Consider the following 21,378-nt stretch of genomic DNA (forward strand, 5'->3'; position numbering starts at 1 on the left):
GCCCACATCCGCCGGTACTCCTCCGGCCACTCCGAAGCCATCGTCACCGGATCCCAGTCCGCCGCCCGGACGTTCGTCGCCCGCGTCGACGCCGCCGCCGTCCTCGTCAACGCCTCCACCCGCTTCACCGACGGCGGCGAGTTCGGGTTCGGCGCCGAGATCGGCATCTCCACGCAGAAGCTGCACGCCCGCGGCCCGATGGGACTGCCGGAACTCACCTCCACCAAGTACGTCGTCACCGGCGCCGGCCACACCCGCCCGTAGCCGGCCCGGCGCGCGTTCCGTCGACTCGGTCCGGGCCCGTGTCCGCGGCATTCGGCTCCGTTGAGCCGAAGGCGCGGTGAGGACCCGCACTCGACGACCGGGGCGGACGCGATCGTTCGGCCGTTCGGCCGAACGGCTGGTCCACCGTGACGCCGCCCCGGGATGGTTCCCCGGGGCGGCCCGGACCGCTGTTCGGCCGCCCCGCCGGGCCGAAGGACGCCCGCCGGGTCCGCTGTCCGTGGGCGGGAAGCCCCATCCGCCCAGCCCCGCGTTCCCCTGCGCGGTGCGGCATCCAGGTCCCTCGGCAGCCGGCCAGGTGGTACGGGTCGGGCTGTTCGGGCGCCGGCCCGGCCTGGTCGGCGGGCGCGGGCGACGCGATGCGCGCCCTACGGTGTGGGCGAACCACATCAGGGGGGTGACTGGCGATGGCCAGTTTCGAGAACACGGGACCGGACGGATCGCCGGTACACGAGAATCTGCCCGGCCGTGCACCGGACGGCCTGCCGGCGAACCTGCCCAGCGTGCCACCTGCCGGTACGCAGGACCTTGCGCCACAACGGGATCGGCCGGTGGACCCGGTGGCCCCGGGCGACATGACCCGGGACCACCAGGTACCACAGTCGGACGCCGCGGCGCAGCAGCCGGCGCCGCAACCGGTGCCGCCGGTACAGGTCGTCGTGAGCCAGAACGTCAGTCAGCAGGCCGTGGTCGCCATGGGCGGCGTACTGCGCCGCAGCTGGGTCGCCGCGTTGGTCCTCGCGATCCTGGTGGGCTGGCTCGGAGTCGACAGCTTCTACCTCGGCCAGACCGGCAAGGGCGTGCTCAAACTGTTCACGTTCGGCCTGTTCGGGATCCTGTGGCTGATCGACACGATCATGATCGCGACGAAGTCGGTCCGTGGCGTCGAGTGGGTCTGAGAGGTCCTCACAGGAAGGCGTCGGATGGCTGGCGAGGCTCAGGGCGGGGCTGCCAAGGCGGAGGTGCAGTCGCATACCGGTGTTGTATGCGACTGTGCCGACAACGTCGGCAGCGTCGTCCCGAGTCCGCCAGGCGCCGACAGACCTTTCTGTGAGGACCTCTGAGGTCAGCGGGTGGTCCAGGCGCCGCCGTTGAGGTTGACGACCTGGGCGGTGATCTGGCGTCCGCCCGGCCCGGCGAGGAACTCGATGGTCGCGGCGACGTGCTCGGGAGTACCGGGGCGTTTGACGAGCGTCTGGTCGATGAGCAGGTCGCGTCGCGGGTTGGGGCCGGGCCCGAAGAACTCGGTGTCCTCGATGTATCCGCAGCTCACGACGTTCGCGGTGATGTCCCGGGCGCCGAGGTCGGTGGCGAGCTGGACGTTCCACCGGGCGAGGGCGGCCTTGGCCGCGCCGTACGAGGAGGCGGCGCCGCGGTCGGCGGCGATGGAGCCGATCTGGATGACGGCGCCGCCGCTGGCGAGGCGGTCGGTGAGGGCGGTGGTGACGAGTACGGCGCTGAGCAGGTTGGCGTCGAGGTTGGCCTGCCACGCCGCGGCGACCCCGGCGAGGGTGGTGGGGTCGGGCGCGCCGATGTCGGTGTTGCCGCCGGCGCAGTTGACGAGTACGTCGACGTGGTCGGGTAGCTGGGGGAGTGCGGCGGTGACGGCGGCCGGGTCGGACGCGTCGCAGACGACGGCCGTCGCGCCGAGTGCGTCGGCGGTACGGGCGAGCACGTCGGGACGGCGGCCGAGGATGGTGACGCGGTCGCCGGCGGTGGCGAAGCGGGCGGCGGTGGCGCGGCCGATGCCGGTGCCGCCGCCGGTGACGACGATGGTGCGGGGCATGCTTGACTCCTCCTACGTTTAGGCCTAAACATAAACCGTGGACGCCGCCGCTGTCCACCACGAACGCCCGCGGCCCGCCGCCCGGGGTCGCCCGCGCGAGGCCGCGATACCGTGCCACGGCTGGGATCCGGCGGGCACCCCGGGGCCGGGGACGACGCTGTGAAAGGAGCCGCCGATGGTACGGCCGGACGACGCCGACGGCATCGCCGCCGCCTGGCGCCGCGAACGCCCCGGTACGCCGACGGAGTCGATCGGCGTGGTCACCCGCATCTGGCAGATCGGCAAACTGCTCGCCGACGACCGCGCCCGGGTACTCGCCGAGCTGGGCATCGACCGCGGCACGATGGACCTGCTGAGCGTGCTGCGCCGGGCGGGCGAGCCGTACGAGCTGACCACCCGCGAATTGACCGCGCGCACCCTCATCACGGCCGGCGCGATCTCGCAGCGGGTCGCCCGCGCCGAGGCCGCCGGACTGGTTCGCCGTACGCCCGGGGGCGCGGGCCGGCGCGCGGTCACGGTGACGCTCACCGACGCCGGCCACGCCGAGATCGAACGTACCGTCGACCGGGTGCTCACGCGCGAGGTCGAACTGATCTCCGGGCTGCCCGCCGAACGCCGGCGCCAGCTCGCCCGCGAACTGTCCGACCTGCTCACCGACCTCACCGACCGGCTCGGTCCACCCGCCCGTACCGAGATCTGACCCGTACCGAAAGCGGCGTTCCGACCGGCAGGCCCACCGCACCGGGACTTAGAGGTCCTCACAGAAAGGACTGTCGGCGCCTGGCGGACTCAGGACGACGCTGCCGACGTTGTCGGCACAGTCGCATACAACACCGGTATGCGACTGCACCTCCGCCTTGGCAGCCCCGCCCTGAGCCTCGCCAGCCATCCGACGCCTTTCTGTTAGGACCTCTTACCGCGTCGGGGTGCCTGTTCGCCAAGGTGGGCCGCGGGATTCCAGTGCCGAAGCGCGGCCCCGCGGCACCAGGATCCGGCCATCCCGATCCGCCGCACCGAACCGGTCCGCGCGGCAGGGGCGCATCGGGCATACCTGTCAAAGGAGTGCGGGCGCGCCCGCCAGAGACGGCGCGGCGCTCGCCCGCCGGTACCGTCGCGGCATGGATCCGTTCGGTCGGGTGGGGGCCCGGGGCTGGTGGCACGTGCGGTGCGTCGACTGTCCGCGGGAGACCGGCGCCCGGTCCACCGACCCGGTGGTACTCGCGAGCGTGGTGAAGGTGCCGCTGGTGCTGGAGTTCGCGCGGCAGGTGGTGGCGGGGCAGGTCGACCCGACGGAACGGGTACGGCTGCGGGACGGCGACCGGCTCGGCGGCAGCGGTACCGCGGGGTGTCTGGACGACGTGGAGATGAGTCTGCGGGACCTGGCCCGGCTGGCGTTGTCGATCAGCGACAACACCGCGGCGGACGCGCTGTTCCGGCGGGTCGGCGTGGACAACGTACGGTCGCTGGTCGCGGAGTTGGGGATGCCGGAAACCCGCATCCTCGGCGGCCCGCGCGACATCGTCGCCTCGATGGTCAGCGACGTGGCGGCGGCGGACACGGGGGCGTTCGCGCTGGCGTACCCGGAGCTGTCGGTGGCGGAGGTGCGCGGGTTGAGCGCGCTGGATCCCCGCCGTGGCAGCGCGAGTACGCCGGCGGAGCTGACCCGGTTGCTGCGCCTGGTGTGGCGGGACGAGGCCGGGCCGCCGGAGGCGTGCGCGATGCTGCGCGGCTGGATGACGCGGCAGGTCGGCTGGCACCGGCTCGCCGGCGGCTTCCCCGACGACGTCGGCGTGGCGGCGAAGACCGGCACGATGCCCGGCATCCGCAACGAGATCGGCGTCGTCACCTACCCCGACGGCCGCCGGTACGCGGTCGCGGTCGGTGCGGTGCTCGACGCGCTGGACGGCAGACAGTTCGCGGTGGACGTCGCGATCGGGCGTGCCGCGGCCGCCGCCGTCGACACGGTCCGCGCCACCTGCACCCACTGATTCCGCGCGGCACGGGCGATCCGGCGCCCGCTGGCACGGCAGAGGACGCACCCGAGGGCGGTTTCCGCGCACCACGGGCGATCCGGTACGCGCGAGACACGGCGCACGTCGGTACCCGGAGCTGGCAGACCGCTCGCGGTCAGGGAACGCGGTGGTAGACGACGTCCCAGGGGGCCGGCGCGTCCCGGGCCGGTACGACGGGGCGGCTGGTGCCGTCGTCGCGGAGTACGCGGATGGCGGTGTGGCAGAGGCGCTCGGCGGCGGGGTGCGGGGAATCGGGCCAGGCGAAGGACATCCGCCACACGACGGGGTCGTCGACGAGCGGGCGCCACACCACGCGCGGCTCGTGCCGGGCGGTACGGTCCGGGGCGAGCGCGACGCCGCGGCCGGCGAGTACGAGGCCGCAGGCGAACTCGGGGCTCGCCGCGTGCGCCACCCGGGACGGGCGGAAACCGTTGTCCTGACAGGCTTTCAGCGTCGCGTCGTACCGGCCGGGCGCGGTGGCGCGGGGGAAGAGTACGAGGTCGTGGCCGGCGAGATCGGCCAGTGCCAGGCGGTCCCGACCGGCGAGCGCGGAGTCCCGCGGTACGACAGCGCCGACGGGCGTGTCCACGCCCGGCCCCTCGGTCAGCCCGGTCAGGTCGGCCGGCTGTTGCAGCAGCCCCACGTCCAGTTCGCGGTCGGTGAGCAGCCGTACCTGCTCGGTGGTGGTGAGTTCGCGCAGGTCGAGGCGTACTTCCGGGCTGTCGGCGGCGAACCGGCGGACGATCGTGGCGAGGACCGCGCCCGGCACCTCCGGCGGTACGCCGACGCGCAGCTCACCCAGCTCGCCGCGGGCCGCCCGGGTCACGAGCGACCGGGTGCGCTCGACCCGGTCGAGCAGGTCGCGGGACTCGGCGAGCAGGACCGCACCGGCCTCGGTCAGCCGTACGCCGCGGCTGTCCCGGTCGAACAGGCGCGCGTCGAGTTCCGCCTCCAGCCGGCGGATGCGTTGGCTGAGCGGAGGTTGCGCCATGCCGAGCCGTTCGGCGGCCCGCCCGAAGTGACGTTCCTCCGCGACGACCACGAACAGCCGCAGGTGTCGCACCAGGTCCACGCTGCAACGATATCGATTCCGGTACCGGACGGGTCGCGCGGCGGTCTTGGACAGCGGGCGCCGGGGTGTGCTCTGATCTGCGCTCGACCCCGGGATCGGTTGCCGGGCAAGGGAAAGGACACGCACCAATGGCTCAGGGTACGAACCGGGCGGTGAGCCGGCGGCGGCTGCTCGCCGGGTCGGTGGCGGGCGCGGCGGGGCTGGCCGGGGTGGCGGCGGCCGGATCGGCGACCCGGACTCCGCGTACCGTCTCGGACACCCGGCCCGCGGCCGCCGGCGGCGTACGCCTGCGGTGGCTGGGGAACAACGGCTGGGAGATCCGCTTCGACACGTCGAACGGGACGCGCACGGTCCTGATCGACCCGTGGCTGACCAGGTTCCACACCGGGACGTACAGCACGGCGGGGGCGGATCCGAACACCCCGATCACCGTCGACACCGCCACGATCGACCGGTACGCGCTGAAGGCCGACCACATCCTCGTCACGCACGGGCACTACGACCACATGACCGACGTGCCGTACCTGGCGTCGCGGACGGGCGCGACCGTGCTCGGTACCGAGAGCCACGTGAACATGATGCGGGCCCTCGGCGCGCCGGCCGACCAGCTCAGCGTCGTCCGCGGCGGCGAGTACCTGGAGTGCGACGGGTACACGATCCGGGTGTTGCGGTCGCTGCACTCGATGACCGGCCCGCGCGCCCAGGTCCCCTTCCCCGGTACCCGACCGGGCGCGCCGCCGCGTCGTCCGCGCGTCATCTCCGACCTGGTGGAGGGCGAGACGCTGGCGTACCTGGTGACGGTGGGGGATGTGGGGGTCGTCGACTTCGGCGGCTCGAACTTCAGCGCGGCCGACCTCGCCGGCGTACGCCCGACCGTGGCGCTGGTCCCGGCCGGTGGCGGCAGCATCCACTCGTACGTGCCGCGGCTGCTCGACGCGCTCGGCCACCCGGGGCTGGTGCTGCCGACGCACTGGGACGACTTCGACTACCCGCTGGACCAGCCGGCCCGCGACTGGGGCGGACTGTCCACATTGCACAGTGCGGTCACCGCGGCCAGCCCGGACGCCCGGTTCACCGTCCTCGACCACCTGGAGACCATCACCGTCTGAGCGTGAACCCGTTACGTGGCAACGGATTCAGCGGCGTTCGAGGAACGCGCGGGTGGCGGCGGTGCCGAGTCGTACCGCGCGGGCGTGGCTGTCGACCGGCGACACCCGCACCCCGGGAAACACCAGGTACGTCACGCCCGCGTCGGCGCCGCCCGTCCGCGGGTCCGGATCGATGCCGAGCGCCCGCGCCGTCGCGTACGATGCCTCGCCGACGATGCCCGGCGGCCCGGTGTCACCGAACACCGCGTACACCACCCGGCCCCGGTACACGACGGCGACGACGTCACCGCCCGCGATGCCGTGCCGGGAGTACGCGAAAACGGGGCTGTTCTGCGGGATCACCACGTACGGCAGGGTCTCGGCGTCCAGCGGCGCGCCGTCCGCCCGGTGGAACGCCGTGTCGTCCTGGAACCACGGGTCGGTGCGCCGGTTGCACGCCGACCCGGGCCGGCCGTCGCAGTCGACGTCCAGGTCGGCCCGCCAGGACACGACGCCGTCACGGGCGCACACCGGCACCGTCGCCGGCCCGCCGTCGTCGGTGGCGAACAGCCCGTGCGACACCTGCGCGCAGGTACCGAGACGGGCCAGCAGTTCCGCGGCGGTCGGCGCGCCCGGGCCGGCGGTGGCGGACCGCACCGTACCGAGCGTCAGCGCCACCAGTACCACGACGACGAACGCGCGGCGCCGTCCGGTCCCCGACATGATCCTCCCCGGCCGCACCCGACAGTCCGGGTACGCTACCGCACCGCATCCGGTTGCGCCGCAACGGTTCCGCCGCCGTGGCCGAACCGACGCGGACGGATGGGCGGAGCCCGCTCCCGCGGTGGCCGGACCGACGCGGACGGGTGGGAGGCCCGCTCCGCGCACCCGAGTCAGCCGGGGACCGCGGGACGCGACGCGCCGGGTGCCGCAGGGGGTCGCGGCACCCGGCGCGCGGGGATCAGACCAGCCAGGCGCTCGCGTCGCCCGGCAGCATGCCGTCGGCCGTCAGCGGCACGCTCGTCAGCAGCACCGTGCCCGCCGGCAGCGACACCGGCACGTTGGTGGTGTTGACGAAGCAGAGCAGCCCACCGTCCCGCCGGAACGCCAGGCAGCCCGCCGGCGCGTCCAGGAACGTCAGCCCGCCCGAGAACCCCTGCCCGGTACGACGGATCGACAGCGCGGACCGGTACAGCTCCAGGGTGGAGGCCGGGTCGCCGTCCTGCTCGGCGGCCGCGAGGGGCGACCAGCCGGCGGGCATCGGCAGCCAGGTGTCGGCCGTGTCCGAGAACCCGTACGCCGGCTCGCCGGCCGACCACGGCAGCGGGATGCGGCAGTTGTCGCGACCGCGCCTGGTGTGCCCGCTGCGCTCCCAGGTCGGGTCGGTGAGCGCCTCGTCCGGCGGCTCCACGCTCGGCAGCGCCAGCTCGTCACCCTGGTACACGTACGCCACGCCGGGCAGCGCGAGCTGGAGCAGCGCGGCCGCCCGACCGCGGCGCGTACCGACGAGACCGTCCCCGTACCGGGTGACGTGCCGGACGATGTCGTGGTTGGACAGTACCCAGGTGGTCGGCGAACCGGTGCCGTCCACAGTGGACAGTGCCGCCTCGATGGTCGCGCGGAACTCGTCCGCCCGGAACCGCGCCTCCACCATCCGGAACTCGAACGCCAGGTGCAGTTCGTCCGGCCGGATGTACCGGCGCAGCCGCTCGGTGTCCTTCACCCAGACCTCGCCGACCGCCATCGCGCCCGGGTAGTCGTCCAGCACCTTGCGTACGAACCGGTGGATGTCGTGCACGCCGTCGTTGTCCCAGCGCAGGTCGCGCGCGCCGCGGAAGTGGTCGTGGTCGCCGTCGGTGAACCCGTCGGCGTCCCGCTCGATCGCCGCGAGTACCTCGGGGGTCATGTCCGGCAGGCCGGCCGGCTTGGCCATTCCGTGCGCCACGTCGATCCGGAAGCCGTCGACCCCGCGGTCCAGCCAGAACCGCAGCGTCCGCTCCAGGTCGGCCCACACCTCCGGGTTCTCCCAGTTGAGGTCGGGCTGCTTCGGGTCGAACAGGTGCAGGTACCACTGCCCCGGCGTACCGTCCGGCTCGGTGACGCGCTCCCACGCCGGGCCGCCGAACACGGCCGGCCAGTTGTTCGGCGGCTCGTCGCCGTTCGGGCCGCGGCCGTCGCGGAAGACGTACCGCTCGCGGGCGGGGCTGCCGGGCGCCGAGGCAAGCGCCTCGACGAACCAGGCGTGCTCGTCCGACGAGTGGTTCGGCACCAGGTCGATGGTGACCTTGATGCCGCGCCCGTGCGCCTCGGCCACCAGCCGGTCGAACGCGGCCAGGTCGCCGAACACCGGGTCCACGTCGCGCGGGTCGGCCACGTCGTACCCGTGGTCGGCCATCGGGGAGGTGAAGAACGGGCTGAGCCAGAGCGCGTCGACACCGAGCCGGGCCAGGTAGTCGAGCCTGCCGCGGATGCCGTCGAGGTCGCCGACGCCGTCGCCGTTCGAGTCGGCGAAGCTGCGCGGGTAGATCTGGTAGAAGACGGCGTCGCGCCACCAGTCGCGCTCGTCCGGTACGGGCCGGGCCGTGGGTTCCGCAGTGCCCACTGTGCCTCCTTTGGGGGGTTTTAACGTTCAAATCATGGACCAGCGAAGGGGCTCCGGTCCATACCGACAGGGAAAATCAGTCCGGCGAGTTGACCATGAACTGGGCCGCCCGCTCCAGGTACGTCCACAGCTCGGACTCGTACTCCGCGGGCAGCGCCAGGGTGTCCACCGCGGTACGCATCCGGGCCAGCCAGGCGTCCCGCTCCCGCGGCCCGACCCGGAACGGCGCGTGCCGCATCCGCAGCCGGGGGTGTCCGCGCTGCTCCGAGTACGTCTTCGGACCGCCCCAGTACTGCTCCAGGAACATCCGGAGCCGGTCGGCGGCCGGCCCCAGATCCTCCTCCGGATAGAGCGGCCGGAGCACCGGATCGACGGCGACACCCGCATAGAACTCGTCGACGAGACGCCGGAACGTCGCCGCCCCACCGACCGCGTCGTAGAACGTCACGGCGGGCAGGGTCGACCCACCGTCGGACGCGGGGGTGATCGCCATCGGTTGCTCGGACACGCCTCCCATGGTGCCAGCGCCACCCCCGGGAGCCGCCAGCCCCGTCCGCCACCGACCCCTGCGACACCCCTCACACCCGTCGACCGCCCGGCGGTCAGTGGCGGTCCGCGCCCGCGGTACGCGGAACGTCGCCGGTCGGCCGGTGCACGCGGCGGCGCCAGCGCGAGTTCGTGTCCCGGGTACGGGCCTCGCCGGCCTCGTCCGGAGTACGGGGACCGCCGGGGTCGTCCGGCGCGGTGGCGGCGACCGGCTCCGCTGCCGCGTTCCGCTCCTTGGCCCGCGCGATCGCCGCGTCGAACTCCGCCGACGTCGGCCAGAACAGCGTCACCACGGCCATCACCGCGAGCCCCAGCAGCGACCACAGCCCGACCGTGCGGGACACGCCGAACACGCCGGCGACCGCGCCGCCCACGATGATCACCGCGCCCTGGACGAGCTGCAGACCGCCCTGCATCACCCCGAACGCCCGCGCCCGGTACCCGTCCGGCAGCGCCTGTACGAACAGGCCGTTCGCCGGCAGGATCACCGACATCGCGAAGCCGGTCAGGACGGCGAGCGCCAGTACGACCGGCAGCGGCGGCCCGGCGAGCGCGCCCACCAGCGACAGCGGTACGAGCATGGCGAGCGGCCGGATCAGCCGCCGCCGCACCCTCGGTACGACGAGGCGGCCGATGATGATCCCGCCGATCACCGCGCCGACCGGTTCGGCGGCCATGATGAGGCCCTGCGTGACGGTGCCGCCGCGCAGCTCGTGCGCCCAGCCGGCGGACAGGCCCTCGGGCAGGATCGCGAAGCCGACCGCGGACAGGATCACGACCGCGATCGAGCGCAGTACGCGGTTGCCGAACACCACCGAGAAGCCCTCGGCGGTCTCCTTCAGCAGCTTGCCGCGCGCGCCGGTACGCGGGACCGCGGGCCGGGCCCGGACCAGCAGCCAGATCAGGACGGACGACAGGGCGAACGTGCCGGCGTCCACCGCCAGCGCGAGCCGCGGGTCGACCGCCGCGATGGCGCCGCCGAACACGAACCCGCCGACCTGGGTGGCCTGCGCGGTGATGCCGTTGACCGCCAGCCCCAGCACGTACCGGTCGCCGGAGAGGATCATCGGCAGCAGCGCCGAGCGGCTCGACTCGAACGGCGGGCTGAGCATCGCGGCCAGGAACATCAGCACCGGCAGCAGCGGCACCGGCAGCCACGGCAGCGCGGCGAGCGCCACCAGCAGCATCCGCGCCACGTCGCAGACCAGCATCACCCGCCGGTACGGGTAGCGCTCGGCGAGCGCGACGAGGAACGGCGCGCCCGTCAACCACGGCAGGTACGTCACGGCGAGGCTCGCGGCGGAGGCGAGCACGGAGCCCGTCGCCTGGTACATGAGGGCGGCCAGGGCGACCTTGCCGAGGTAGTCGCCGATCGACGACAACGCACCGCCGGCGAAGACGGCGCGGAACTCGCCCACCCCGAAGACCTCGCGGTACGTGGCCGGTCGGTCCGGTACGGCCGAGCGGTCCGACCCGGGGTCGGAGTGACCTGGTTCCTCGGACACTGGTCCCCCGTCCCTTCCTCCGAGGTCACGGCGGGGCGCGGACGGCTCCTCGCTGCGAACCCCCCGCTCACCCGCGAGCAGGGTCCGGGTCGAGTCTGCCCGATTGATGGGCGTATCGGTAGTCCGAACGGACGAGGTGTGGTTAACAAGCCGCCACCGGCAATTTCACGGTACGCAATGTTGGGCGGCGAAATCACCGGTTTCAGCGCGAGCCGCCGGTACGCAGCGCAGCGGCCCCGGCGTGCCGCCACGCGCCGGCGGAAGGTACCGATCCGGACTCGGTCGGTCAGGCGTCGGTGGTGCCGGGGGCCGCCGGGTACGCGCGCCGCGGGTCGAAGCGGCTGGCGAGACCGGCGCGCTCCAGCTCGGCGGTGATCCGGCGGCGCAGCTCGCGCGCGACCTTCCACTGCCCGTCCGAACTGGTCTTCGCCTGTACGCGGAGGACGGCGCCGTCCACGGTGAGCTGCTGGACCCCGAGTACCGTCGGCGGGTCGATGAACTCGCCGGCCCACGCCTCGTCGGAGTCCATGCCCTCGACCGCCGCGTCCAGCGCCGCCGTCGCGTCCTCCACCGAGGCACCGAACCCGATCGGTACGTCGATGGTCACCATGGCCCAGCTCTGGCTGTGGTTGCCGATCCGGACGACCTCGCCGTTCCGGATGTACCAGAGGACGCCGGTGGCGTCGCGGACCGTGGTGATGCGCAGGCCCACCGCCTCCACGGTGCCGGTGGTCTCGCCGACGTCGATCACGTCGCCCACCCCGTACTGGTCCTCCAGCAGCATGAACATGCCGGAGATGACGTCCTTGACGAGCGACTGCGCGCCGAAGCCGAGCGCGACGCCGACGATCCCGGCGCTGGCCAGCAGCGGCGCAAGGTCGAGGCCGAGCTCGCTGAGGATCATCATCACGGCGATCGAGAAGATGACGATCGAGAACACGTTCCGCAGTACCGAGCCGATCGTGGCGGCCCGCTGGCTGCGCCGTTCGGAGAGGACGCCGTTCTCGCGCAGCGAGTTGTTGACGCGTTCCTTGAGCGGGCGCAGCACGGCCGGGGTGCCGGAGCCCTCGCGGGTCCGGGTCATCCGGCGGATCATCCGGTGCGCGACCCACCGCAGCACCAGCGCCACGACCAGGATCAGGATGATCCGGAACGGCTTCACCAGCAGCCACTCGCTGCTCGACGCGAGCCAGCCGAGGCTGTTGTTCTGCCCGGTCCAGTTCCAGACCGTCTGGCAGAACGACTCGGGATCGCTCGCGCACGCCGGTTTCCCGGTCAGGTTCACGTCGAACACGGGTCCGGCGAGTACCGGATGCAGCATCGTCATCGCTCCGTCGGACAGCACCTGCACGTTGCCTCGCGTCGTCCGGTCGACCGGTACTCCGGGGCCGGACACCCGGGGACCGTACCGTGCGGCCGGTCGTCGTGCGCCCGTCGGTGTGGGACGTCACGGCGTCGTACGGGGGCCGCGTACCGGGACGGAAGGTGTGCGCTCCGTATTAGTACGTGCATCCGGGCCGTCGGTCGGGGAGGATGGGCGCGGACGGAGGTGGGGCGATGACCGGGTTACGGCCCTCCACCAGCTACGGGGCGTTGGTGCTCAACGCGACGTACGAACCGTTGTGCGTCGTGTCGGTGCGCCGGGCCGCGGTGCTGGTGCTCGCCGCCAAGGCGATCCAGGTCAGCGACGGCGACGGCTTTCTGCACAGTGCCAGACGGGTACTGCCCACGCCGTGCGTCGTGCGGCTGACCCGGTACGTCCGGATCCCGTACCGGGCGACCATCGGCATGACCCGGCGGGCGATCTTCGCCCGCGACCGCTGGTCCTGCGCGTACTGCACGGGCCCGGCCGAGACCATCGACCACGTCCTGCCGCGCAGTCGCGGCGGTCCGCACGTCTGGGAGAACGTGGTGGCCGCGTGCGCCCGGTGCAACCACCGCAAGGGCGACCGCACCCCGGCGGAGATGGGCTGGCGGTTACGGACCAGCCCGGTGGCACCGACGGGTGCCGCCTGGCGCGTTCTCGGCCACCGCACACCAGACCCGCGGTGGTCGTCCTGGCTGGGCGTCGACCCGGAGCCGACCGATCCGTTGAGCCTCGGCGAGGCGACCGCCTGACCGCCGCGCACCGACCCCCTCCGCGTACCCGCGCGGGTGGTGGGAAATCGGTGGCGGCGGTCCCGGCGGTCGGTAGGTTCGGGCGGCATGGGTGCGGTGTTGGCGCTGGCTGCGGCGGTGTGTTACGGGGCGTCCGATTTCGTCGCCGGGCTGACCTCGCGCCGCGCCAGCTCGTACGCGGTGGCCGTGGTGGCGCAGGCGTCCGCGATGGTCGTGGTGGCCGCCGGTGCCGTCGCGATGGGCGTCGCGCCGGGCGGGGCCGCGCTGCTGTGGGGCGCGCTGTCCGGGATCGGCAACGGCCTCGGCACCGCCTTCCTGTACCGGGGGCTCGGGTCGGCGCGGATGAGCGTGGTGGCTCCGCTGTCCGCGGTCGGCGCCGCCGGCCTCCCCGTACTCGTGGGTCTCGCGCTCGGCGAGCGGCCGTCCGCGCTCGCGGTCGCCGGGATCGTCCTGGCGCTGCCGGCGGTGTGGCTGATCTCCCGCGGCGAGTCCGGCATCGCCGGCGACACCCCGCGCCGCTCCGGCGTACTGGACGGCTTGCTGGCGGGGGGCGGCTTCGCGTTGCTGTTCGTGGCGCTGGGCCGGGTGCCCGCCGGGTCGGGGCTGTGGCCGCTGTCGCTGGGCCAGGCGGTGGCCACCGTGACGATCGTGGCGAGCGGCGTCGTCGCCGCCCGCGGTGTCGTCGCCGCCCGCCGCGCCGGCAGCGGCAACGGCGCCCGCGCGCTCCGGGCCACGCTGTTGCCGCCGCGTACGGCGGCGGTCCCGGCGCTCGCGGTCGGCGTACTCGGCGGCGGCGCGACGATCCTGTACCTGTTCGCGGTGCAGCGCTCGCTGCTGTCCGTCGCCGCCGTCCTGACCTCGCTGTACCCGGCGCTCACGGTGCTGGCCGCGATGCTGGTGCTGCGCGAGCACGTACACCGCGGTCAGGCGGTCGGGCTGGCCGCCGCGGTCGGCGCCGTCGTCCTGATCACCCTCGGCTGACGCGTCAGGTCACCCGCGACCGCTCCGCCGGGTACGAGCGCCAGGTGCCGTCGGCGGTGATCCGGCGCAACCGGTCGAACGCCTCGTACACGTCGGCGAAGCGGGTGTAGAGCGGCGCGAGGCCGATGCGGAGCCGGTCCGGCGTGCGGAAGTCGGGCAGGACGCCGGCGTCCTGCCACGCCTGGCAGATCCGCCACGCCTCCGGGTGGTGGAACGTCACGTGCGCGCCGCGGCGGGTGGCGTCGCGCGGGCTGGCGAGCGTGAAGCCGAGCTCGGCGAGCCACGCGTCGTACAGCTCCACCGCGTACGAGGTGAGCGCCATTCCCTTGGCGTGCACCGGTTCGATGCCCGCCTCGGCGGCGATCCGCGCCCCGGCCAGCGCCCCGTACTGGCCGAGTACCGGTGGGGTGCCGACGAGGAACCGGTCGATCGTCGGCTCCGGGTCGTACCCACCGGCCATGGCGAACTGGTCGCGCTGCCCGAACCAGCCGGCGATCGGCTGGCGCAGCACCGGTTGCAGGTCGGACCGCACGTACAGGAACGCCGGCGCGCCCGGCCCGCCGTTGAGGTACTTGTACGTGCAGCCCACGGCGAGGTCGACGGACGCGGCGCGCAGCGGTACCGGAACCGCGCCAGCGGAATGGCACAGGTCCCACAGCACGAGCGCGCCGACCTCGTGCGCCCGCCGGGTGATCGCCGGCAGGTCCGCCACCGCCCCCGACCGGTACGCCACGTGCGACAGCACCACCAGCGCCACGTCCTCGTCGAGCGCCGCGGTCACCGCGTCGGTGGACAACCCCTCGTCGAGGTCCGCGGCCACCGTACGCAGGGTCAGGCCGCGCTCCGCCGCCAGCGCCTGCATCAGGTACTGGTCGGTCGGGAAGTTGTCCTCGTCGACCACGACGACCCGGCGGTCCGGGCGGGCCGACAGCGCCGCGCCGGCCAGCTTGTACAGGTTGACGCTGGTGGAGTCGCTGAGGACGACCTCGCCGGGCGCCGCGTCGAGTACCGGACCGGCGAGCACGTCGCCGACCTGCCGGCCGAGGTCGATCCAGTGCCGCCAGCCGCGGATCAGCTCGCCGCCCCACTCCTCGCGCACCGCCCGGCCGATCTCGTCGACCGCCGCGCGCGGCAGCCGGCCGAGCGAGTTCCCGTCCAGGTAGATCAGGTCCCCATCGTCGATCACGAACCGCTCCCGGTACCCGGCCAGCGGGTCCGCGGCGTCCCGCGCGTCGGCGTCCGCCTTGGTCACGTCGCTCACGTCGGCTCCTCGCTTCGCTCGCAGCCGCCCTGAGGCACGAACGCACAGCACTGATGATTCGCTCGCTCACGCTCGCTCATGGCGCCATCCTGCCGGCCGCCGCCGGATCCTGTCACGCATCCGCTGGTCGCGCGGCGCCGCTGCGTGGTTACCGTTGCCGGCGTGGGGGAGCTGCACACGATGACCGCCCTGGCCATGACCGCCGCGGTACGCCGGGGCGAGGTGTCGCCGGTCGAGCTGGTCGAGCACCATCTGGCCCGGATCGAGGCGTACGCCGGGCTCGGTGCCTTCGTCACGGTCAGCGCGGAGCAGGCGCGGTCGGCGGCGAAGGCGGCCGAGGTCGCGGTGACGATGGGCGAGCCGCTGCCGCCGCTGCACGGCCTGCCGGTGGCGGTCAAGGACCTCACCGCGACCGCCGGCGTCCGCACCACGTACGGCTCGGTCGCGTTCGCCGAGCACGTGCCGGACACCGACGCCGACCTGGTCACGGCGCTGCGCGCGGCCGGCACGATCTCCCTCGGCAAGACCGCCACCAGCGAGTACGGCACGACGCTGTACACGGAGACGGAGGCGTGGCCGCCGGCGCGCAACCCGTGGCGTACCGACCTGAGCCCGGGCGGGTCGTCCGGCGGCGCGGCGGTCGCGGTCGCCGCCGGCCTGGTACCGGTCGCGCACGGCAGCGACGGCGGCGGCTCGATCCGGGTGCCCGCCGCCCTCTGCGGCCTCGTCGGGTACAAGCCGAGTCGCGGTCTGGTACCGGGCTCGGGCGGCTTCGGCCTCGCCACGCACGGCCCGATCGCCCGTACCGTCGCCGACGCCGCCGCGCTGCTCGACGCGCTCGCCGTACCGGTGCCGGGTGAGCCGTTCCCGGCGCCCGCACCACCGCCCGGCGGCTCGTACTCCGCGGCCCTGCGCCGCCCCACCGGTCCGCTGCGCATCGCCCGCCACACCACCCCGCCGCTGTACGACACGCCCGTGCACCCCGACTGCCGCGCCGCGTACGAGCGGGCCAGCGCGCTGCTCGCCGGGCTCGGCCACGAGATCGTCGACGTGCCCGCCCCGTACGATCCGGCGATGCTGGCCGACTTCCGCGTCCTGCAGTGCGGGCTCGGCGGCGGCCGGGGCACCACCAAGATGGCCCGCTGGCTCGCCGACCGCGCCCGCCGGTACACCGCGGCGGAGGTGCTCGCCGCACACGCCCGGCTGACCGCCGCCGTACGCCGGGCCGCCCGCGCGCTCGCCGGCTACGACCTGGTACTGACGCCGACGCTGGCGCGCCCCACCGTACCGATCGGGCATTTCGCCGCGATGAGCCCGGAAGAGGACTTCGACCAGCAGACCGCGCTCTCCCCGTACTGCTCGGTCCACAACCTGTCCGGGCAGCCCTCCGTCACCCTGCCCGTCGGTACGACCCCGGACGGGCTGCCCGTCGGCGCCCTGCTCGCCGCCGCCCCGGGCGCGGACGCCACGCTGCTCGCCGTGGCCGCGGCGGTCGAGGACCCGGCCGGGTGGAAAGAGCGGCACCCGGCCATCTGGACCAAGCTACCCTCCGCTACGGTGAAGCCTGATCCACGTTCCCTTTGACGCGAGGGGCGTTGAAGTCGTGACAACCTGGGAAGTACTGCTCGTCTTCGTCGGCATCCCGGTCGGGGTGTTCCTGCTGATGGCAGCCGCTGTGTACGGTGCGGGCTCGCGCCGCTCCCGGCGCTACCGTCCGGGCCGACCGTTCGAGTTCGCGCCGGTGTGGTTCCTTGCCGCACCCGAGCGGATCGTCGGCCCCGCAGAGATGCCGACGGACGACCACCCCGCGCTTGAGGCTGCGGGTGCCGAGCTGACGCCGGCGGGCCGGTCCGGTTCGGTCCACGGGGTCAAGGGAGGCGCAAGTGGCAGTTGGTGAGGCCGAGATGACCGGTGACGCGAAGGCCGAGGGCGGCAAGCACGCGGCGATCGAGCCGCGCGTCACCGACCACGGTGAGCCGCTGGAGCACCCGCCGACACGCGGCTCGCTCTACGACGGGGTCGCCGACGGTCCGTTCAACGGCAACCAGCTCGTCCGGCTCGACGAGGCGCTGCGCTCCGCCGACGAGCAGTCCGGACTGACCTTCAGCGTGTACGTCGGGGACCTCGCCGGCGACGACCAGCGGCGCGCCGCCGACGACCTGCACGACCGGCTGGCCGACCCGGAGAGCAGCGTGCTGCTCGCCGTCTCGCCCAACCAGCGCGTCGTCGAGATCGTCACCGGCGCCCTCGCCGCCAAGAAACTCCCCGACCGGGTGTGCGCGCTCGCCGCGCTGTCCATGACGTCGGCGTTCTCCGGCGGCGACCTCGCCGGTGGCCTCGTCACCGGCCTCCGCATGCTCTCCGATCAGGCCCGCATCCCTTAGCGGTCAGGGTCGCTGCGCCGGCCCGATTCGCCCGCTCGCGGCGCCGATCCCAGGCTTGTGTGCTGACCGCACACGGCGCCTGTGCTCGGCTTGCGAGCGAACGAATCGGGCTCGGCTCGCTTCCGTCTCCACACATCGCCGTTGGAGCCTGGATCCGCACGGGTCGGTTGGCTTCCGTCTCCCCACAACGTGTTGGGACAGAGTCGAATCAGCGAGGCGCTTCCGTTGCCGCGGGTCGCCGTCCGGCCTTGACCGGATTGCGCTCGCCCGCTTCTGCCACCGCACATCGCGACCGAGGCTTGCGCAGGTAGGGCCGGTTCGCTGCTGTCGGCGTGCCGTGGACGGCAATCGCGCGTGGGCGGGACGTGTCAGTCGGTGCCGGTGGATTCCTGGCCCAGGGTGGGGCGCTGGGCGGCCTCGTCGGGGTCGCCGCAGCGCGGGCACGGCTCGAAGCCCTGCAAGGTGCGGTAGCGGCCGTCGACGACCGTCGATCGGATGTGCAACACCTCGCCGGACCCGAGGCACGTGCCACACACGGTGCTTGGTGCCGACATGGCGCTCACCTTACTGTGCTGACCGTCGTAGTCCAGTAGCGATTCTGGTACGGATGGACACGGTCGCGCTGTCGGATACCCGCAGGGCGGGGTCAGCGCCGGTCGTACCTGCGGCGGGCCCGTTGTACCTCGGGCATGTGGGCCTCGGCCCAGGTCTTCACGCCGGCCATGACCGTGACGAGGCTCTCGCCGAGCGGCGTGAGCGTGTAGTCGACGCGGACCGGAACCGTTGCGGTGACGGCGCGGTCGACCAGTCCGTCCCGCTCCAGGGTGCGCAGCGTCTGGGTGAGCATCTTCTGGCTGACGCCCGCGATGCGCCGGCTGAGCTCCGAGTACCGGAGGGGCGTGTCGGCGAGGGCGGTGAGCACGAGCGTGACCCACTTGTCCGCGACGGTGTCGAGCAGTTGCCGGGACGGGCAGGCCGCGATGTACGCGTCGTACTCCCGCTTCGCCTCGGCCCGCTTCTGTCCCGCGGTCGTCGTCGCCATCGGTCACGCACCTCCGGACCCGTTACGTACTTTCAGGTGCCTACTTCCCGATGGAGAGTACCTGGACCTAGCGTGGGCGCGACAACCACGACGGGAACGAGGGAGTACGCGGGATGCGCGCAGTGGTACGGGGAGAGCGGGGGCCGGTGCTGGTGGACGTCGCGGCGCCGGAGCCGGGCCCGGGGCAGGTACGGATCCGGACGGTGGCAGCGGCGGTCAACCCGGTGGACGTGGCGACCGCGCGGGGGTTGTTCGGTGAGCTCGCGGGCGCCGGGCTCGGCTGGGACGTCGCCGGCACGGTGGACGCGGTGGGGCCGGGCGTCGACGGGCCGGCGGTCGGCGAACGGGTGGTGGGTTTCCGGGACCGGCTGCTCCCGGCGCTCGGCAGCCACGCCGAGCTGGTGGTCCTGGACGCCGCGGCGGTGGCGCCCGCCCCCGACCTCGATCCGGTACGCGCGGCCACGTTCCCGCTCAACGCCAGTACGGCGTGGCAGGGGCTCGACGCGTTGGGGCTGGCGCCGGGTGACTCGCTGCTCGTCACCGGGGCCGCGGGCGCCGTCGGCCGGCACGCCGCCACCCTCGCGGTACGGCGCGGGCTGCGCGTCGTCGCCGCCGTACGTCCCGGCGCCGGGCACCGGGTCGACACGCCGTACGTGGAGACCGCGGACGGGTGGCCCGATGCGGTACGCGCGTTGGCACCGGGTGGGGTGGACGGGGCGTTCGACGCGGCCGGACTCGGCGCCACCGCGCTCGACGCGGTACGGTCCGCCGGACGGTACCTGTCGGTGCTGCCGGTGTTGCCGCTGCCGCCGGCGTTCCGTGGGGTGACGACCCGGGCGGTCGCGGCGTACGGCGACCGGACGGTGCTGACCGAGCTGGTCGCCCTGGCCGCCGCGGGCGTACTCGACGTTCCGGAGCCGGAGCGCTTCCCGCTCGCCGACGCCACCTCCGCGTACGCGCGGGCCGCCGAGCCGGGCCGCGGTACGCCCGTGGTGCTCGTGCCCTGAGCGGCGGCGCGGTCAGAGCAGCCGGCGCTGCACGACGTCGGCGAGTACGGCGTCGACCATGTCGTGCACGGTGTCGCCGTCGTCGGATCCGCCCGCGAACAGCAGGTGTCCGCCGCCGACGAGCGCGGCGGCGAGGGAGTCGACGTCGGCGTCGGCGGCGATGCGGCCCAGCTCGCACTCGTCCGTGAGGTACGCGGCGAGCATCGCGACGGCCTCGGTGAGTACGGGGATGCCGGTGGCCGGGTCGGCCGTACGCAGGCGTTCGCGCAGGGTGTCGCGGAAGACGACGAGGCCGACCACCGACACCGCGATCGGGTCGTACAGCTCGGTCAGGGCGGCGGTGAGGTTGCCGGTGACGGTGCCGGTCCCGGCGGCGCCGCGCAGCGCGGTGGTCTGGGCGCCGAGCCGGGCGAGGCGGTCGCGGACGAGTTCGGCGAGGAAGTCGTCGAAGTCGGCGAAGTGCTTGTGCAGCACGCCTTTCGCGACGCCGGCCTCCGTGGTGACCGAGCGGCTGGTGAGCCCGGTCGCGCCGTCGCGCAGCAGGATCCGTACGGCGGCGTCGAGGAGCTGCTGTCGTGCGTCGCGGATGTGTACCCCGGTGGGCACGGGGCTGCCTCCGTTCGTCCGGCCCACCCGGATTGCTTGAGTGGGCGAGCGCCCACTAAGGTGGGCGCATGGTCACTTTACCGCCGCGGGAGGACCCCGCACCGCAACCCATTGAAGCGCATCAGGCCCGCACGACGGCGGAGTCGTTCGGCGTCGACGCGGCACGGTACGACCGGGCCCGCCCGCCGTACCCGGACGCGCTCGTGACGCGGATCGTCGAGGCGAGCCCGGGCACCGCGGTACTCGACGTCGGCTGCGGAACCGGCATCGTCGCGCGGCAGTTCGCGGCGGCCGGGTGCACCGTGCTCGGTGTCGACCCGGACGCGCGGATGGTCGAGTTCGCCCGGAGTACCGGGGTCTCGGCCGAGGTGGGGACGTTCGAGGAGTGGGAGCCCGCCGGCCGCACGTACGACGCGGTCGTCGCCGGCCAGGCGTGGCACTGGGTCGACCCGGTCGCCGGCGCGGCCAAGGCCGCCCGGATCCTGCGCCCCGGCGGGCGACTCGCCGTGTTCGGGCACGCGTTCGACGCGCCGCCCACCGTCACCGCCGCGTACACCGAGGCGTTCCGCCGGGTCGCGCCCGACTCGCCCATGAACCGCGGCCCGGCCGCCGGCACCCGCACCGCCCTCGACATCTACCAGGAGATGTTCGCGCGGGCCGCCGACGGCATCCGCACCGCCGGCGGGTACGACGAGCCCGAACAGTGGCGCTTCACCTGGCCACAGTCGTACACGCGGGAGGAGTGGCTCGACCACCTGCCCACCACCGGCGCCCTCACCCGGCTCGAACCCGCCGCCCTGGCCGAGATACTCGACCAGGTCGGCGCGGCCGTCGATGCGCTCGGCGGCAGCTTCACCATGCCGTACACGACGCTCGCGGCGACGGCGCGCCGACTCCCTGTCTCCTGACTCCGCTTGCGCCGCAACGGATCCCGCGACCGTGGGCGGTGGCGGTGCGCCGGATCCTGTGGCGGGTCCGCAACGGATTCCAGGCCCGTGTGCAACGGGCGATTCGCGCAATCCGGCAGGGTTTGCTTGTGCCGCAACAGATCTCCGGGCCGTGTGTGACGGTGATTTGGTGGGTTCG

Annotated in this window: 22 protein-coding genes and 1 pseudogene; 12 read left to right on the forward strand and 11 right to left on the reverse strand. The window is 73.6% G+C overall.

All coding sequences use genetic code 11. The features are described 5' to 3' along the window. A pseudogene (locus Aru02nite_RS21275) lies at positions 1-264 on the forward strand (glutamate-5-semialdehyde dehydrogenase); the annotation flags it as partial. A gap of 569 nt (positions 265-833) precedes the next feature. Next, positions 834-1,181 carry a TM2 domain-containing protein gene (locus tag Aru02nite_RS36790; protein WP_239076850.1) on the forward strand — a complete coding sequence of 116 codons (348 nt, stop codon included), beginning with the start codon at positions 834-836 and terminating at the stop codon, positions 1,179-1,181. A 167-nt stretch (positions 1,182-1,348) separates the two neighbouring features. On the opposite strand, the gene Aru02nite_RS21285 is transcribed toward Aru02nite_RS36790, so the two are convergent. Next, positions 1,349-2,068: an SDR family oxidoreductase gene (locus tag Aru02nite_RS21285; protein ID WP_203660413.1), complete on the reverse strand. Its 720-nt coding sequence runs from the start codon at positions 2,066-2,068 to the stop codon at positions 1,349-1,351. A 175-nt stretch (positions 2,069-2,243) separates the two neighbouring features. On the opposite strand from Aru02nite_RS21285, the gene Aru02nite_RS21290 reads away from it, so the two are divergent. Together Aru02nite_RS21290 and Aru02nite_RS21295 are read left to right on the forward strand one after the other, a co-directional pair. Next, the gene (locus Aru02nite_RS21290; protein ID WP_203660415.1) at positions 2,244-2,768 is read left to right on the forward strand and encodes a MarR family winged helix-turn-helix transcriptional regulator; all 525 of its coding nucleotides are present in this window, start codon (positions 2,244-2,246) and stop codon (positions 2,766-2,768) included. Between the two features lie 418 nt (positions 2,769-3,186). Then, complete coding sequence (locus Aru02nite_RS21295) at positions 3,187-4,056, forward strand: serine hydrolase (RefSeq protein WP_203660417.1); 870 nt, start codon at positions 3,187-3,189, stop codon at positions 4,054-4,056. Between the two features lie 139 nt (positions 4,057-4,195). Here the strand turns inward: Aru02nite_RS21295 and Aru02nite_RS21300 are convergent, their stop codons facing one another. Further along, the gene (locus Aru02nite_RS21300) at positions 4,196-5,152 is read right to left on the reverse strand and encodes a LysR substrate-binding domain-containing protein (RefSeq protein ID WP_203660419.1); all 957 of its coding nucleotides are present in this window, start codon (positions 5,150-5,152) and stop codon (positions 4,196-4,198) included. Positions 5,153-5,280: 128 nt separating this feature from the next. Here Aru02nite_RS21300 and Aru02nite_RS21305 point away from each other — a divergent pair, with 128 nt between their 5' ends. Next, the gene (locus Aru02nite_RS21305) at positions 5,281-6,261 is read left to right on the forward strand and encodes an MBL fold metallo-hydrolase (protein WP_203660421.1); all 981 of its coding nucleotides are present in this window, start codon (positions 5,281-5,283) and stop codon (positions 6,259-6,261) included. 27 nt (positions 6,262-6,288) lie between these two features. Here the strand turns inward: Aru02nite_RS21305 and Aru02nite_RS21310 are convergent, their stop codons facing one another. From Aru02nite_RS21310 to Aru02nite_RS21330, 5 genes are all read right to left on the reverse strand, one after another. Continuing rightward, a complete protein-coding gene (locus Aru02nite_RS21310) occupies positions 6,289-6,963 on the reverse strand; it encodes a glycoside hydrolase family 75 protein (protein ID WP_203660423.1) in 675 nt (224 codons plus the stop codon). 238 nt (positions 6,964-7,201) lie between these two features. Then, entirely contained in the window at positions 7,202-8,842 is a 1,641-nt protein-coding gene (locus Aru02nite_RS21315) for a glycoside hydrolase family 13 protein (protein ID WP_203660425.1), read from the reverse strand. Positions 8,843-8,918: 76 nt separating this feature from the next. Further along, on the reverse strand, positions 8,919-9,335 hold the full coding sequence (locus Aru02nite_RS21320) for a globin (RefSeq protein WP_203660712.1): 417 nt from the start codon (positions 9,333-9,335) through the stop codon (positions 8,919-8,921). A gap of 109 nt (positions 9,336-9,444) precedes the next feature. Then, positions 9,445-10,893 (reverse strand): MFS transporter, encoded by a 1,449-nt coding sequence (locus Aru02nite_RS21325; RefSeq protein WP_203660427.1) that lies wholly within the window; start codon positions 10,891-10,893, stop codon positions 9,445-9,447. Positions 10,894-11,179: 286 nt separating this feature from the next. Beyond that, positions 11,180-12,289: a mechanosensitive ion channel family protein gene (locus tag Aru02nite_RS21330; protein ID WP_239076851.1), complete on the reverse strand. Its 1,110-nt coding sequence runs from the start codon at positions 12,287-12,289 to the stop codon at positions 11,180-11,182. A gap of 161 nt (positions 12,290-12,450) precedes the next feature. On the opposite strand from Aru02nite_RS21330, the gene Aru02nite_RS21335 reads away from it, so the two are divergent. Both Aru02nite_RS21335 and Aru02nite_RS21340 read left to right on the forward strand, forming a co-directional pair. Further along, positions 12,451-13,011, forward strand: a complete 561-nt coding sequence (locus Aru02nite_RS21335) for an HNH endonuclease (RefSeq protein ID WP_203660429.1) — start codon at positions 12,451-12,453, stop codon at positions 13,009-13,011. An 87-nt stretch (positions 13,012-13,098) separates the two neighbouring features. Further along, positions 13,099-13,992, forward strand: coding sequence for an EamA family transporter (locus Aru02nite_RS21340; protein ID WP_203660431.1), 894 nt, complete (start codon positions 13,099-13,101; stop codon positions 13,990-13,992). A gap of 4 nt (positions 13,993-13,996) precedes the next feature. On the opposite strand, the gene kynU is transcribed toward Aru02nite_RS21340, so the two are convergent. Further along, the gene (kynU, locus tag Aru02nite_RS21345; protein WP_203660433.1) at positions 13,997-15,253 is read right to left on the reverse strand and encodes a kynureninase; all 1,257 of its coding nucleotides are present in this window, start codon (positions 15,251-15,253) and stop codon (positions 13,997-13,999) included. Positions 15,254-15,415: 162 nt separating this feature from the next. On the opposite strand from kynU, the gene Aru02nite_RS21350 reads away from it, so the two are divergent. From Aru02nite_RS21350 to Aru02nite_RS21360, 3 genes are read left to right on the forward strand one after another with little or no spacing between them, the layout of a single operon-like run. Then, positions 15,416-16,837, forward strand: coding sequence for an amidase (locus Aru02nite_RS21350; RefSeq protein WP_203660435.1), 1,422 nt, complete (start codon positions 15,416-15,418; stop codon positions 16,835-16,837). Positions 16,838-16,856: 19 nt separating this feature from the next. After that, positions 16,857-17,150, forward strand: a complete 294-nt coding sequence (gene ctaJ, locus Aru02nite_RS21355; protein ID WP_203660437.1) for an aa3-type cytochrome oxidase subunit CtaJ — start codon at positions 16,857-16,859, stop codon at positions 17,148-17,150. Then, positions 17,137-17,637 carry a DUF5130 family protein gene (locus tag Aru02nite_RS21360; protein WP_239076852.1) on the forward strand — a complete coding sequence of 167 codons (501 nt, stop codon included), beginning with the start codon at positions 17,137-17,139 and terminating at the stop codon, positions 17,635-17,637. The genes ctaJ and Aru02nite_RS21360 overlap by 14 nt, the downstream gene beginning before the upstream one ends. A gap of 368 nt (positions 17,638-18,005) precedes the next feature. On the opposite strand, the gene Aru02nite_RS21365 is transcribed toward Aru02nite_RS21360, so the two are convergent. Continuing rightward, positions 18,006-18,191 carry a hypothetical protein gene (locus tag Aru02nite_RS21365; RefSeq protein WP_203660439.1) on the reverse strand — a complete coding sequence of 62 codons (186 nt, stop codon included), beginning with the start codon at positions 18,189-18,191 and terminating at the stop codon, positions 18,006-18,008. 92 nt (positions 18,192-18,283) lie between these two features. Next, positions 18,284-18,679 (reverse strand): winged helix-turn-helix transcriptional regulator, encoded by a 396-nt coding sequence (locus Aru02nite_RS21370; RefSeq protein ID WP_203660441.1) that lies wholly within the window; start codon positions 18,677-18,679, stop codon positions 18,284-18,286. Between the two features lie 113 nt (positions 18,680-18,792). Between Aru02nite_RS21370 and Aru02nite_RS21375 the strand changes: the two genes are divergently transcribed. After that, on the forward strand, positions 18,793-19,686 hold the full coding sequence (locus tag Aru02nite_RS21375; protein ID WP_203660443.1) for an alcohol dehydrogenase catalytic domain-containing protein: 894 nt from the start codon (positions 18,793-18,795) through the stop codon (positions 19,684-19,686). A 12-nt stretch (positions 19,687-19,698) separates the two neighbouring features. Here Aru02nite_RS21375 and Aru02nite_RS21380 read toward each other — a convergent pair whose 3' ends face one another. Continuing rightward, positions 19,699-20,292: a TetR/AcrR family transcriptional regulator gene (locus tag Aru02nite_RS21380; protein ID WP_203660445.1), complete on the reverse strand. Its 594-nt coding sequence runs from the start codon at positions 20,290-20,292 to the stop codon at positions 19,699-19,701. A 68-nt stretch (positions 20,293-20,360) separates the two neighbouring features. Here Aru02nite_RS21380 and Aru02nite_RS21385 point away from each other — a divergent pair, with 68 nt between their 5' ends. Further along, positions 20,361-21,200: a class I SAM-dependent methyltransferase gene (locus tag Aru02nite_RS21385; RefSeq protein WP_203660447.1), complete on the forward strand. Its 840-nt coding sequence runs from the start codon at positions 20,361-20,363 to the stop codon at positions 21,198-21,200. Positions 21,201-21,378 lie beyond the last annotated feature (178 nt).

The sequence above is a fragment of the Actinocatenispora rupis genome (assembly GCF_016861975.1).
GTDB lineage: Bacteria > Actinomycetota > Actinomycetes > Mycobacteriales > Micromonosporaceae > Actinocatenispora > Actinocatenispora rupis.